Genomic DNA, 13,635 nt, shown 5'->3' on the forward strand with positions numbered 1-13,635 from the left:
ATTGCGGGAGGCTGTTTGACTATGTAAATATTTCAATATGTGAAGATACAGAAATTACTTATTTTTTCGACTTTTCAATATCGCAATGCTTGTCCAGAAACCGCAGCGCGCCGCTAAAGGTGTTGTCCCAATCGTCGAGCAGATAAGTGTCGGCTTCTTGTACGAAATCAGCCCATTCTTCTAGCAGACTCTCTTGCTTTTCATGCGGTGCTGCATTGTTGATGAAGTCGATGGCGATGTCGGGATGGAAACCATCTTTGCGAACTTTTTTGACCAGCGTCCTGGCGTTGGCTTCCGTGATGACGGTCTTTGGCGTGCCACCTGCGGCGATACAAAAAAACAGGGTGAGCAGGGCGTAGACATCGGTCTTGCCTTTAGTGAGCTTTGTCCATTCTTTCGACACCAGCGCATCATATTCGGACGTATCTTCCATCTCGTAATCGCGGATGAAATAACGGTCCTTGAGTTCAAACACGACCGTATCTAGAGGCATGGCGGTATTCAGGATTTTGGGTAAATCATGGGCTTGAATTTCTTGCGAAATCCGCTCGGCGATGGCTTGATAATCGTCTGGTATGGCGTCGAGCGAGTCTTTGCTTCGTTTGTTGATTTTTCCTTTTTTACGTACTGCATCAACCAGCTTGGCAAACTCGACCTGATTGACTAAAGTTTCGTCAGATTTGCCCAGAATGCGTAGCAGCATGGCGGTACGGATGACTGAGCCGGCATCCGCATCTTGCTCTTGCAATGAGGAGCGTGAGACATCCAACTGATCGCCAAACCAGTACGCCGCAGCGATCTCCACTGCATTCGCCTGACGTTGTGCGAGTACATTCAGGTAATCGGCATCACCGTCTTTGCGTGACCAGATATCTAGAAAATCTTCAACACGACCTTTTTCTTCTCTGCCGAGCAGCGCATATTCTGGCATGGCGAACAGCGCTTTGAGTAAACCTGAGCCGCCGCGTGACAGGGTCAAGAAGGTATTGTCAGCGATCATCTTGGCCGCCAGAGCAAGGTCACTTTGCGTGGTTTGCTTCAGGTATAGGCTGACCAGATTGACGATACGTTTTTGCGCCATGTCGATTTCTGGTCGTAGATATTTACTGCCAAAGGCTTCAGCGATTTGTACCATGCCTTTGGGGGCTTCATTCTCGATCGCAGTGATTTTTTCGGGTGTGATGAGACCTTGCTGCACGCCGTAGCGCAACGCGCTTTCAAAAAAAGAGCGATTGTCTACGGTGGCGACTTGAAATGAATTGTCTGACATAGATTTCTATTAAATTAAGAAAATGAACGTGCCTGAATCGTGCGCAGCTACCGGTTAAAGCGCAGACTCTTCGTCATCATCCTTGTCATCGCCATCATCATTGTTTGGCTTGTCCTGCTCGTCATCTTCATCCTCCTCAGCCAGTTCGGCCGCGGCGAATTGCAGGCTGGCTTTGTAGCGGGCGCGCAGCTTCATCATCACTTCGCGGAAAATTTCTGGCAATTCATAGCGCAGCAGGTAGGTGACTTCCATCCAGTCGTGATCGACCAGATTTGCCATGTCTGATGAGGCGCCACGCGGTTCTTCATCACGGCTAAGATTCATCAGGTCGTCGTCAATCGCCTGGACCTTGGCATCGTCACCGTAGTGAAACAGGTCGAATGTCGCATAGCGATAAAAATGCTCAACCATTTCCACTCGGTCATAGAGGTAGTCAACCAGCGCATCGTAGCCGCCGTCGACTTCGGCAATCTCGTACAAAAATTCTGCCGGATCGCCACCTTCGCGAAAGATCACGGAGTTGACCATGCTGCGTAATTGTTCATGCGTCTGGTCGCCATAACGACGTTCCAGCACGACGGCCTGGGCGAATTGTTCCGGCGTCACCAGCAGGTTCACCAGCGATTCTTTTGATGCATCGTATTCGCGGATAATCGCCAGCAAATCTTTGGCCGGAAATTCATCCAGCGCAGCAACCAGGGCTTTGTCGCCTTCGGTTTCTGCGAGTGTCGCTAGTGCCGATTCTGCACCGACGATATCGCCGACTTTGACCAGATTTTGTGCTGCAATCAGTGCCGGGTAATGCATTTTTGTATTGTCCATCTTCATTAGTCCTTACGGTCAAAGCCTTGTTCTGCCAAAAAGTCTGCGCCTGCTTCTTCCAGATCGTAGCCATCTTCGCTGTCGCCGTCATCCATGTCGTTGCGTACACCGTGTACGTCATGTACGCCATCGTCTTCGTGCTCGGACTCGTCATCCTGATCATCATCTGCTACGGATGGACTGCTTGCGCGTGATAATTTGCTCTTGTTCAGGTACTCGAGCGCGGCAGCAATCACCATAAATTGTTCGCCATCGGCATGTTGCAGTACAGTTTTGCTCAAGCTTTCTGCCCACGCCTCTAAGCGCAAATGCTTGGATAGCTCAGCCCAGGGCGTTAGTTGTTGCAGGGGCTTGGACAGCAATAATTCGATTTTTAAAGGATTGAGATATTTAAATGCATCGTGAAAGGCGACCGCGACCATTTCGGGATTGCTCTTCATCATCGGCAATAAAAATGGTACTTGTTCGCGTTTTTCTTTCAGCCGATGTCGCAAAATATCCTTACCTTCGGAATCACTGGTTAAATCTTCCAGCTCGGCGTCATATACCGACTGAAGTTCTTGAAAATACTGGGAAAGCTTCACTGCAATACTCCTGATAAATAATTTTTCCAGATTTCGCTGGCAGTTTCCAGCGGATCATCGAGCAAATTACGACGACGGTTTTCATCATAAGCAGTGCGTGCTGCTTCATCGGATAAGACGTCGTAGGCTTCTTTGCATTCGTGGAATTTTTGTGGCGCCAGGGCTGAGCTGTTGCGGTCCGGATGGAACTCAGCGGCCTTTTGACGGAAAGCTTTTTTTACCTCGGCTAGTGTCGCAGTGGTCGCGATCCCAAGAACAAAATAGTAATCTTTCATGCAATCTCGTGTTGGGTAAGGTGGGTGCCAGTATGTCCCGCGGGACACAATAAATCACCTCTGGTAAATAACCCTACATCATACCATTTTTGCCGGGTAACCCTGTTTTAGCGGGGTTTTAGCTGGCCCTGGCCGGATTTGTACCCTGGCTAGGTTCGTTGTCGGATAGTTAGTGGAGCTGACCACCTGTTTCAACAAGATCGGTGGTGGTGTCGAGTGTGGTCTTGATGGCTGTCTGTATGCCTTTGATCATCGCGTCCAGGGACATGCTGGGCATGCTAGCTATACCCAGTGTAGTCGTGCTGGCCATAATTTGCGTCGATAAGTAGGGAAGGTGGATGAAGCCACCGCGTACCGGAGCTCGTTTTTTTGCTGCTCTGGATGGGCGGTTTTTCTGCCCAATGATATGCATCAGTCCGAAGAAGACATGGTTGCAGACAAACGTGCCTGCGGTGTTGGAGACCGAGGCGGCAATACCGGCATCATTCATCTGGCGCACGATTGCTTTGATCGGCAGGGTAGAAAAATAGGCATCCGGTGCCCCGGCAATGATGACGTGATCAATCGGTTGTTGGCCTGCATTGTCAGGGATCCGGGCGTCATCAACATTGATTGCGACCCGCTCAGGTGAGATGTCCGGCCTGCCGCCTGCCTGCCCAAGACAGATAACGATTGTGGGGGCAATATCGTCTATCGCCTGTTGCAGATCGCTGATTGCCTCATGAAATACGCAGGGGAGCTGGCGCGCTATGACAGTCAAACCGTTACATTGCCAGCCATCCAAGGCACTTGCAACTTCCCACGAGGGATTAATCGTCTGGTGCTCAAAGGGCTCAAACCCGGTCACCAGGATGTGTGCAGGAGATGCTTTGGCTTTGGTCATGGTGACTTTCTCAGGATAAATCTGGGACTGATACAAAAACAAAAACAAAAACAAAAACCACAACCTCTCACCACGGAGATACTTAGGCACAGAGAAAGACAATCAGAAAAGCAGGAGCACTGTCTTTCAGCGAGTATCGATACAAAATGAATTCGTAAGCAGAATGCACCTGTTGGCACAAAACGCCCCTGGGAGCCGCATCCAATTTGCGGATCCAATATCTAAGGTGATAAGCAATTTGTATTTTTTGTATAAGTCCTGGTATAGATAAAACCGGGGTCAATAATCCGTCATCAGAAAAAAAGAGCTTAAACGCGGTAGACGTTTAAGCTCTTTTTTAGTTTACGCTTTTTTTATTCCGATCATACAAAGAATCCAATGAATCTCTGTTTGAGGACTGGATTGTGATATCCGTTTTAAGCAGGTTTCTTTTCACGTGCTACATAGTAGAGCAGCAAGACGATTAAGGCATACGGGATCATCGACAGCGCGTTGGCGTTGACGCCTTCGAAGAATGGATTGTTCGCTGTTGCCCAGTCATTCAGTGACTTGTCGAAGTTCGTCAGAATACCGGCGCTGAAAGCGATGACAATGCCTGCCAGTGCGCCACCGGCAATATAGCCGGACGACAGCAATACGCCGGAGCTGCTGTCGCCAGCTGCTTGTTTTTCTTCTTCCGTCAGGTTCTTATTATGTTCGAGTTTGTTATTGCGGCGATCGACCAGCCAGCGGATCATGCCGCCGACAAACAATGGTGCTGAAGAGGACAGCGGCAGATAGACGCCGACAGCGAATGCCAGTGACGGAATGCCAGCCATTTCCAGGATGATGGCAATCATCACGCCGAAGATGACCAGGGTCCAAGGCAATTGCTGATCCAGGATCCCTTTGATGATATAGGACATCAAGACAGCTTTCGGTGCGTCAAATTTTTTGACCTTGGTGCCATCTGGCAAATCTGTGTAGGTGCCGTTGATGCCCGGGTCCACCATGTAGACGACTTTGCCAGTCTGATCGACCAGATATTTCCCTGCAGGACCGCCGACGGCATCGCTCTTTTGCCAGACTTTATAGGTGGCTTTGTCGCTATCGGCTTGCGGACCGCTGAGTTGCATGGTGCTGCTGAGCTTGGTGGCGTCTGTGGTCAGGTTAGGGGCAACTTGCGCGGCAGGTACGAAGGTCGTTGCGCTCTCGTTCAGCTTCAACAGGATCGGGCCGAGGATGAGAGCCGATGTGAGCGCGCCAGCCAGAATCGCGAACTGTTGCAGACGTGGCGTGGCACCCACCAGATAACCGGTTTTCAAGTCTTGTGAAGTAGAGCCAGCGTTACTGGAAGCGATACAGACAATCGCACCGACCGATAAGGCGGTGACGTAGTATTGACCGCCAGTCCAGCCCATGATCAGGAAAATCAGGCAAGTGAATAGCAGAGTGGCGACAGTCATGCCAGAAATAGGATTGGAGGATGAACCGATTTCTCCTGTGAGGCGGGAGGACACAGTTGCAAACAGGAAGCCAAATACCAGAATCAGGATCGCACCGAGGAAATTCATGTGCAATGGCGTGGCAGCTGTGATGATAGCGATAATTGTCAGCGCACCGATAACCACCCACTTCATCGGAATGTCTTTATCTGTTCGCAAAGTGGACTGCACAGTACTGGCGGTATTGCGCATGCCAGACAAACCGGCGGTCAGGCTGCGCCAGATCGTTGGCATCGCACGCAACAGGCTGATCAGGCCACCAGCAGCCACAGCGCCGGCGCCGATGTAGAGAATGTAGGCACTGCGGATGTTACCAGGGCTCATCTCGCTGATGAGTTTGGTGCCTGGGCTGACCGGCACACTCAGCGCATCACCGAAAAATTTGATCATCGGGATCAGCAACAGATACGACATCACGCCGCCGGCAGCCATGGTGGCCGCGATACGTGGTCCGATGACGTAGCCTACACCGAGCAATTCAGGAGAGATTTCAGCGCCGATAGAACCGGCTTTGAGAGGCGCGCCAAACGTCGCTTCTGGCGTATCTTTCCAGCCGCGCAGGGCGACGTTGGCGATTTTGTAGATCAGGCCAACGGCAAAACCACCGAAAATGATTTTCGCGCGTTTTGCTGCTTCTGCATGGGCGTTAGGGTTATTTGCTTCACCGGCGGCTTCGCGTGAGCTCTGGTCTGCGGCGGCTTTTAAGACTTCAGCGCAGGCAGTGCCTTCCGGGTATTTCAATATGCCGTGCTGTTCGACAATCAGGGCGCGACGCATCGGGATCATCAGCAAGATGCCGAGTAAACCACCGAGTACACCGACCAGCATGACGCGCCAGATTTCCAGATCAAAACCCAGAATCAGGATCGCTGGCATGGTCACGCCAAGACCAAACGCAATCGACTCGCCGGCAGAGCCAGCGGTCTGGGTAATATTATTCTCAAGAATCGTGGAGTCTTTACCCCCAAGTTTTTGTGTCAGGCGGAACAGCGTGATCGCGATCACCGCAACCGGAATAGACGCACTGACCGTCAAGCCGACTTTCAATACCAGATACAGCGACGATGCACCGAAGATCATACCGAGTATGACGCCCATTATCAGAGCACGGACGCTCAGTTCAGGGAGATTGGCCGAAGCGGGAATATAGGGCTTGAATGCGGGCTTCGAAGCGGTTGATGACAATTCTTTTGGCATTTGTTGTACCTTGTGTTTAGTCAAAAGTAAGCTGGCAGCATTGTGTGCCGCTGGCCGTGATGAGGTCGTAGTCAGCAATAGTCATTGCTTGTGAGCGTAGATTGTTTGCTAATCGGGCATTATGCGGTGAATTCCTTCCGCGGCGCAATGGGCGCAGCGGAGAACGAGGTGCAGACAGGGGTTTAGGCGTCGTGCCTGTTTAAATTTGGCAACACCGTGATGCCACGGATGATGGGATTGCGCCATGCCAGGACTGTCAGGATCAACGCACTGATTCCTGCAAATCCCAGTGAATATCGCAATCCCAGGTGCTCGCCCATCCAGCCGCCGATCAGTGCACCAGGACCAGCAGGCAGTAAAATCAGCCAGCGCATCGTCGATGTCATGCGCCCCAGCATCGGTTCCGGTGTCACCGCCTGACGCAGAGCCAGAAAATTAATAAAAATCAGGACGCCGCCGATCGAGAAACAAATCAGCATAAAACCAAATGCGGCGATGCCCCAATGATTCAGTGGTGCAATGGCGAGTAGAGACCAGCCCACGCCGCAGATGGCGATTCCTACGACCATACAGGGACCGGGACCCATGCTCCGGCTAATCCGGTTGCCATAAATACTGGCGATCACTGTGCCTACGCCCATCCCCATATAACTCAGACCCACCGCCTGCTCGGATAATCCCAATAGCCGGGTAGCGAACAGAATTTGCACCACCAGCGCTGCGTTGTAGCAAAGCTGCCAGCCGCCGACTGTCAGGGCCAGCACAATCAGGAGTCGTTTGTTGGAAACGAAACTGACGCCAGCTTTCAGGTCGCGCCAAAAATGTGCATCTGCTCTGACCGGACGAATTTCATTCACATGAATGCCGCGCAAAATACCGGCTGAACTCAATAGTAAAAAAGCGTCAGTTAACAAAGCCAATGGCGCACCCATCAAATTGATCAGTCCGCCAGCGGCTGCAGGGCCCGCGACCTCCGCTCCTGAGGTCGCCAGCGCATTTTTTGCATACGCCTCGATCAGGCGTTCTCTCGGCACGATCTGCGTCAGTACAATCTGCGCCGCCGTACCCGCAGTCGTATTGACTGCGCCGATGACGAAGCCGACCATATACAACCAGACCATCGTCAGCGAGCCCAGCCACCAGACCAGAGGAACGCTGGCAACGGCAATCGCCAGCAAGGTTTCGCCGACAAAGTACACCGGCAACTTGCGTACCCGATCTAGCCATACACCCGATGGCAGCGACAGGATGACGAAGGGGAGTGTTTCCATGAAAGTCAGGATGCCCATTTGTGTCGGACTCGCATGCATCAGGACGGCCGCTGTCAACGGCAGCGCGAGCATGGTGACTTGTGCCCCAAATGAGCTGATCAGAATCGATGTCCAGAGGCGACGATAGACAAGGTCACGCAGCAGATCTTTAGGGTGTAGCGTGAATTTGTCGAGCAAGTTTTTTATCATTTTTTATCGTTGCAGTGCATCTTGTGGAGCTACTGCACATGCTGATCAGGCGATTGCCTGACGCCTGACGGCTTATTTTTTTAGGTGTGTTGTTCAGTATGTTTGCACTGGCGACTGAGTGTGCTTTGTGGTGTCGCCAACGATTATTCACCAATTGCTTACTGACTGTCCCAGCACAATCAGAATCACGCGAATCATGACGCGGTTTACAATGAGCGAATCAGCTCATGCATCTTACACAGATTTTTGTCTTAAAAGATGGAGTCCAGAGCAAAAAATTAGTTCCCGAAAGCAGGTAAAAAAATGTTTGAAAAACCGATCGTCATGCTGGATTTTGAAACCTCCGGCATGAGTCCCGAACAAGGCGGGCGTGTCACTGAAGTCGCTGCATTACGTATCATGGGCGACCAGATCGTTGACCGTTACGTCTCACTCGTCAATTGCAATATCCGTATCTCCCCGTTCATTACAGAATTAACCGGCATCACACAATCGATGGTCAACAGAGCGCCGCCTGCATCGGAGGTCATTCCAGAGTTGGTCGAGTTCATCGGAAGCGATACCCTGGCAGCGCACAACGCCAGCTTCGATGAAAAATTTTTACAGGCGGAAAGTGATCGTCTGGGATTGTGGCCAAGTTATGACGGCGTTGTTTGTTCGGTTAAATTGTCGCGCCGGGTATTTCCCGGATTGAGTAGTTATTCGCTGGGGCGACTGGCATCGGATTTAGGTATCCGCTTCCATGGTGCAGCGCACAGAGCAGAGGCGGATGCCGAAGTATCTGCGTATCTGTTACTGCGTATCGCGGAAAAATTGCATCAGGATTATGGCATCCATCACGTTGATCCGCGCTTGCTGCAAGAAATTAACAAACTGACTGCTGCCAAGGTACCGGCATATCTCAAAAAACTCACGGCAAAACCCGTCTTGAAATCTCCCGGAATAATTGAATCTGCCAACCAGTCAAACGCGATTCCTGCCGTCAAGCGCTATCGGCACTACAAGGGCGGTGTCTATGAGTTTATCTGCGAGGCAACCCATGAGGCGGATTTGACACCCGTCATAGTGTATCGCTCTCAAAATGGCAGTGTCTGGACGCGTAACCGAGAGGTGTTTTTTGAAGAGGTCGATCTGGATGGCGTGATGACGCCGAGATTTGCTCTGATCGACGAGGGCAGTTGCTGACATAATGGGTATTGTATGCTGGCCAGCATCAGTATCAGTATTTGTTAGCATTCGTTACATCGTGTTTGTTCGTATGATTAGCCGACTGCGGCATCAGAAATAGGCGCGCTGTTTTTCCGCAGAATAGATGAAGATTTTTCGCTAGATGAATCGCTATAGTCCTGTCAGACTCCGAGATAAATTTACGTCTTTTTCTGCGCACAATCAGACAAAGGCAAAACGTGCGAGAATAAAAAATCTTACTGGTCTTCTTCTTTACTTTCTATCAGAAACTTCTATGTTGAAAAATGCGCCTAGGGCTGTTCTTATTGAACGAGCAGGCATGTTCTTTCAAGGCAATATTGAATATGCTGACTGAACAGATGAGCGTGGCTGAAGGGCAAAAGAAATTCGCGGAATTGGAAGTCAACGGGCCGTTTGATGCTTTCCTTCCTGTAAGAGATAAGTAGTTTCAGTAAAAATCCAGTATGCGTTGTAGATAGTTGTAAAAGGCGTGAATCAGTCGTAGCGGTGCCGTGCTAAAAACGGGTCAAATTGACACAAAATACAATCAGGGAGACAAAGATGAGTATCGGTTTTAATATTAATGGCAAGTCAGTATCGTCAAGTTCTGAGGTGGACACGCCGCTGCTCTGGGTGATTCGTGATGAACTTGGTCTGACCGGAACCAAATTCGGTTGTGGTGCCGCATTGTGCGGTGCGTGTACCGTACATCTTGACGGTGTACCGATTCGCTCATGCCAGACACCTGTTTCCGCGGTTGCGGGTAAAAAAATCGCCACGGTTGAATCGCTGTCTGCCGACAATACGCACGTATTACAAAAAGCCTGGATCGCGCATGATGTGCCGCAATGCGGCTACTGCCAGTCAGGTCAGTTGATGAGTGCCGCAGCCTTGCTCGCTGCGAACAAAAATCCTAGCGATACTGATATCGATAACGCCATGAGTGGCAATATCTGCCGCTGTGGTACCTACAACCGTATTCGTGCCGCGATTAAGTCTGCCGCTGCCGAAATGCGTAAATCAGCTTAAGGAGCGCGCCATGACAACGACAAGACGTGATTTCCTTAAAACTTCGGTGCTGGCTGGTGGTGGACTGATGATGGGAATCAGCCTACCTGCCGCAGTGGGTGTGAGCGAAGCTCAGGCCGCCGGTACGGTGTACACGCCAAATGCCTGGGTACATATTGCTGACGACAATACGATTACGTTGATCTCTGCGCGATCTGAAATGGGGCAGGGTGTCTATACATCCATGCCAATGCTGATCGCAGAAGAGCTCGACGTTGATCTGAAAAAAATCAAGGTCGATATTGCACCGCCAGATGCCGTGTATGTGAATGCATTGTTAGGCGCACAGATCACCGGCGGCTCGACTTCCGTACGTGATGCTTGGGAAAAGCTGCGTATTGGCGGTGCTCAGGTCCGCATGATGCTGGTATCTGCAGCAGCCCAAAAATGGGGTGTCGATGCCAGTAAACTGACGACCGCCAACGGGATCGTCAAGGGGCCGGATGGCAAGCAAGCCAGCTATGGTGAATTAGCCGCTGCCGCCTCTAAATTGCCGGTGCCTAAGGATGTCGTTCTGAGAGATCCTAAAGATTTCAAGATCATCGGCAAAGCGACCAAGCGTCTTGATACACCGAATAAAGTCAATGGCAAAACCCAATACGGTATTGACGTGAGCTTGCCAGGAATGGTGTATGCGTCACTAGAGCAATGTCCGGTGATTGGCGGCACGGTAAAAAGTGTTGATGCGACCAAGGCACGCAGTATGCCCGGCGTGATCGATGTGGTGCAAATCCCCGATGGTGTCGCGGTGGTTGCAAACAGCTACTGGCGAGCCAAAAAAGCTCGTGAAACTTTAGTCGTGCAATGGGATGAAGGTAGCGTCGCTAAAATCAATAATGCCAATATGATGGACGGCATTCGCGCGGCAGCGGCGACCGGTAAAAAAATCAATATCAAGAAGACCGGTGGTGATGTTGATGCCGCGATCAAAGGTGCGGCGAAAATGGTGCAAGCTGAATATAGCTCACCCTTGTTAGCACATGCCACGCTGGAGCCGATGAACTTTACGGCGGATTTTAAAGATGGTAAATGTTTGCTGATCGGGCCGACGCAATTCCAGCAAGGTGCGCAAGGCGCAGTGGCTGCTGCACTGGCGATTAAGCCTGAAGACATCACGCTAAAAACTACTTTCCTTGGCGGTGGCTTTGGTCGCCGCCTGGAGCTGGATTTTATCGTACAGGCAGCGCAAATTTCGAAAGCCGTCGGCAAGCCGGTCAAATTATTGTGGACTCGCGAAGATGATACGACCCATGATTTTTATCGTCCTATGGCTTTAAATCGTTTGTCAGCTGGTTTGGACGCGAGTGGCAAGCCGGTTGGACTGAAGTTTGAACTGACGTCGCAATCGGTAACGCAGCGCGCTTTTGGTTTGCCGAAAGATACGCTGGATCCGTTCATGGCGGAAGCCTCTGTCGTACCGTATGACATCCCGAACATGACGCAAGATATGTTTATCCATGATGCGGGTTTGCGTGTTGGCTACTGGCGCTCGGTAAGTCATGCATTGAATGCTTTCCCGAACGAGAGTTTTGTCGATGAGATGGCCAAGGCTGCCGGTAAGGATCCATACAGCTATCGCATGTCCTTGCTCGATAAGCAGCCACGTTTCGCGAATGTACTGAAGCAGGCTGCTACCAAGGCAGGCTGGGGCAAACCTTTGCCGGCTGGACACAAGCATGGCATCGCGCTGATGGAAGGCTACGATACCTATATGGCACAAATTGCTGAGATCTCAGTCAATAAAGCAAACGAGATCAAAGTGCATAAAGTCACTGTCGTCGCTGATCTTGGCCATATGGTTAATCCGGATACGGTCGAGGCACAGATTCAATCAAGTATTGCGTTTGGTCTCACCGCGGCTTTGTATGGTGATATTACGCTGATTGATGGCCGGGTTCAGCAAACTAATTTTCACAACTATCCGGTCTTGCGCATGAATGAAATGCCAAAGATCAATGTCACGCTGGTTCAGAGTAACGAAAAACCTGGCGGCATCGGTGAGCCGGCAACGGCACTGATCGGACCTGCGGTAGCAAACGCTTTATTCGCCGCGACCGGCAAGCGTTTGCGCAGTTTGCCTCTGACCCCGGAGAAAATCGCCAAGGCATGATGATGTCGTAAAAACGCTCTCTGTAAAACTCCCGGGAGCGTTTTTTCTGAACACTTCGTATGTGGAATTTTTAGAAGTTTCCAACTTTAACCACGTAGTATTGATGCGGCTTACAGCGCCTTTTTGGCCTGTAAGCCGCATCAATACTGCGGTATCTGCTTGAGTAATTATGGATAGCATCGATTTAGAAGTCCTCAAAGCATGCAATCGCTGGACACAAGCAGGGCTGAAATGCCAGCTGGTGACAGTGATTAAAACCTGGGGCTCCAGTCCGCGTCCCGAAGGCGCAATGCTGGCCATCTGCGAAGACGGGCAGGTAGTCGGATCAGTCTCGGGCGGTTGTATTGAGGACGATTTGATCGAGCGGGTCAGAAACGAAGGCATACAAAGAACCTTGCCTGACATAGTCACTTATGGGATTACCGCCGATGAGGCTCATCGTTTTGGTCTGCCTTGTGGCGGAACCATCCAGCTCGCTTTAGAGCCCTTATCCCCACAAAGCCGGATTAAGGAGTTATTGGAGCGCCTGAGTGCGCATCAGCTCGTTGCACGCCGGCTCGATTTGCAAACAGGAGAAGTCCGGCTTGATCAGGCCAGTTCTGGTATGAGCTTGCAGATTTCCGTCACTGCACTTACGACCATACATGGTCCGCGCTGGCGCCTGCTCATCATTGGCGCAGGACAATTGTCGCGCTTTCTGGCTAGCATCGCCGTAGGGATGGATTACCACGTGACGGTATGTGATCCTCGTGAGGAATACAGGAAAGGTTGGCAAGTCGATGGCGTCCAAGTCGTCCATGCAATGCCGGATGATCTGGTTATCGAAATGCAATTAGATAGTCGTAGTGCGGTTGTTGCGCTGACCCATGATCCCAAACTGGACGACCTCGCCTTAATGGAGGCACTGAAGTCAGACGCGTTTTATGTCGGTGCCATCGGATCCAGATCCAATAACGCTAAACGCCGCGAACGGCTGAAAGAATTCGACGTAACAGACTCAGAGCTGGCAAAACTACACGGACCGATCGGCCTATATATAGGCAGCAAAACCCCCGCAGAAATAGCAATCTCTATCCTTGCCGAACTGACTGCCGTAAAAAATAATATTCATCTGCCAGTTGAGGTGCAGGTGGAATATGCGAAAGAAGTTGCATCTCAGACTGCAACGGTACCTGCTTGTGGAGTGGAATTACCTTAGCTTTACGGTTTGTTGACGTCCACGATACGGTTAAAAATCGAATTTTCATAACAAATTCGCGTAAAATCTTACCCAAAATCAAACAAAGGCTCTTCT

Annotated in this window: 11 protein-coding genes; 4 read left to right on the forward strand and 7 right to left on the reverse strand. The window is 50.8% G+C overall.

Features of this window, described 5'->3' with window-relative positions; translation table 11 throughout:
- Positions 1 to 58 precede the first annotated feature (58 nt).
- The 7 genes from ACO0K3_RS08445 to ACO0K3_RS08475 form a co-directional block, all read right to left on the reverse strand.
- A complete protein-coding gene (locus ACO0K3_RS08445) occupies positions 59 to 1,270 on the reverse strand; it encodes a hypothetical protein (RefSeq protein ID WP_422983623.1) in 1,212 nt (403 codons plus the stop codon).
- 54 nt (positions 1,271 to 1,324) lie between these two features.
- On the reverse strand, positions 1,325 to 2,092 hold the full coding sequence (locus ACO0K3_RS08450) for a hypothetical protein (protein WP_422983625.1): 768 nt from the start codon (positions 2,090 to 2,092) through the stop codon (positions 1,325 to 1,327).
- A 5-nt stretch (positions 2,093 to 2,097) separates the two neighbouring features.
- Positions 2,098 to 2,676 carry a hypothetical protein gene (locus ACO0K3_RS08455; RefSeq protein WP_422983627.1) on the reverse strand — a complete coding sequence of 193 codons (579 nt, stop codon included), beginning with the start codon at positions 2,674 to 2,676 and terminating at the stop codon, positions 2,098 to 2,100.
- Positions 2,673 to 2,951, reverse strand: coding sequence for a DnaJ domain-containing protein (locus tag ACO0K3_RS08460; protein WP_422956020.1), 279 nt, complete (start codon positions 2,949 to 2,951; stop codon positions 2,673 to 2,675). The genes ACO0K3_RS08455 and ACO0K3_RS08460 overlap by 4 nt, the downstream gene beginning before the upstream one ends.
- Positions 2,952 to 3,120: 169 nt before the next feature.
- Entirely contained in the window at positions 3,121 to 3,834 is a 714-nt protein-coding gene (gene pcp / locus ACO0K3_RS08465; RefSeq protein WP_422983629.1) for a pyroglutamyl-peptidase I, read from the reverse strand.
- A gap of 416 nt (positions 3,835 to 4,250) precedes the next feature.
- Entirely contained in the window at positions 4,251 to 6,515 is a 2,265-nt protein-coding gene (locus ACO0K3_RS08470; RefSeq protein WP_422983631.1) for an OPT family oligopeptide transporter, read from the reverse strand.
- A 182-nt stretch (positions 6,516 to 6,697) separates the two neighbouring features.
- Positions 6,698 to 7,975 carry an MFS transporter gene (locus ACO0K3_RS08475; RefSeq protein ID WP_422983633.1) on the reverse strand — a complete coding sequence of 426 codons (1,278 nt, stop codon included), beginning with the start codon at positions 7,973 to 7,975 and terminating at the stop codon, positions 6,698 to 6,700.
- A 303-nt stretch (positions 7,976 to 8,278) separates the two neighbouring features.
- Between ACO0K3_RS08475 and ACO0K3_RS08480 the strand changes: the two genes are divergently transcribed.
- The 4 genes from ACO0K3_RS08480 to ACO0K3_RS08495 all read left to right on the forward strand — a co-directional run bounded on the left by ACO0K3_RS08480 (position 8,279) and on the right by ACO0K3_RS08495 (position 13,539).
- Positions 8,279 to 9,160, forward strand: a complete 882-nt coding sequence (locus ACO0K3_RS08480; protein WP_422983635.1) for a DUF1653 domain-containing protein — start codon at positions 8,279 to 8,281, stop codon at positions 9,158 to 9,160.
- A 564-nt stretch (positions 9,161 to 9,724) separates the two neighbouring features.
- Positions 9,725 to 10,192 (forward strand): (2Fe-2S)-binding protein, encoded by a 468-nt coding sequence (locus tag ACO0K3_RS08485; protein ID WP_422983637.1) that lies wholly within the window; start codon positions 9,725 to 9,727, stop codon positions 10,190 to 10,192.
- A 10-nt stretch (positions 10,193 to 10,202) separates the two neighbouring features.
- Positions 10,203 to 12,341 (forward strand): molybdopterin cofactor-binding domain-containing protein, encoded by a 2,139-nt coding sequence (locus ACO0K3_RS08490; protein WP_422983639.1) that lies wholly within the window; start codon positions 10,203 to 10,205, stop codon positions 12,339 to 12,341.
- 169 nt (positions 12,342 to 12,510) lie between these two features.
- On the forward strand, positions 12,511 to 13,539 hold the full coding sequence (locus ACO0K3_RS08495; protein WP_422983641.1) for an XdhC family protein: 1,029 nt from the start codon (positions 12,511 to 12,513) through the stop codon (positions 13,537 to 13,539).
- Positions 13,540 to 13,635 lie beyond the last annotated feature (96 nt).

Source organism: Undibacterium sp. Rencai35W (assembly GCF_049340185.1).
Lineage (GTDB): Bacteria > Pseudomonadota > Gammaproteobacteria > Burkholderiales > Burkholderiaceae_D > Undibacterium.

Excerpts from the sequence above, each read along its gene's own strand:
- pcp (WP_422983629.1), bottom strand. The coding sequence starts at position 3,834 with ATGACCAAAGCCAAAGCATCTCCTGCACACATCCTGGTGACCGGGTTT.
- ACO0K3_RS08480 (WP_422983635.1), top strand. The coding sequence starts at position 8,279 with ATGTTTGAAAAACCGATCGTCATGCTGGATTTTGAAACCTCCGGCATG.
- ACO0K3_RS08470 (WP_422983631.1), bottom strand. The coding sequence starts at position 6,515 with ATGCCAAAAGAATTGTCATCAACCGCTTCGAAGCCCGCATTCAAGCCC.
- ACO0K3_RS08495 (WP_422983641.1), top strand. The coding sequence starts at position 12,511 with ATGGATAGCATCGATTTAGAAGTCCTCAAAGCATGCAATCGCTGGACA.
- ACO0K3_RS08445 (WP_422983623.1), bottom strand. The coding sequence starts at position 1,270 with ATGTCAGACAATTCATTTCAAGTCGCCACCGTAGACAATCGCTCTTTT.
- ACO0K3_RS08450 (WP_422983625.1), bottom strand. The coding sequence starts at position 2,092 with ATGGACAATACAAAAATGCATTACCCGGCACTGATTGCAGCACAAAAT.
- ACO0K3_RS08485 (WP_422983637.1), top strand. The coding sequence starts at position 9,725 with ATGAGTATCGGTTTTAATATTAATGGCAAGTCAGTATCGTCAAGTTCT.
- ACO0K3_RS08475 (WP_422983633.1), bottom strand. The coding sequence starts at position 7,975 with ATGATAAAAAACTTGCTCGACAAATTCACGCTACACCCTAAAGATCTG.
- ACO0K3_RS08490 (WP_422983639.1), top strand. The coding sequence starts at position 10,203 with ATGACAACGACAAGACGTGATTTCCTTAAAACTTCGGTGCTGGCTGGT.
- ACO0K3_RS08460 (WP_422956020.1), bottom strand. The coding sequence starts at position 2,951 with ATGAAAGATTACTATTTTGTTCTTGGGATCGCGACCACTGCGACACTA.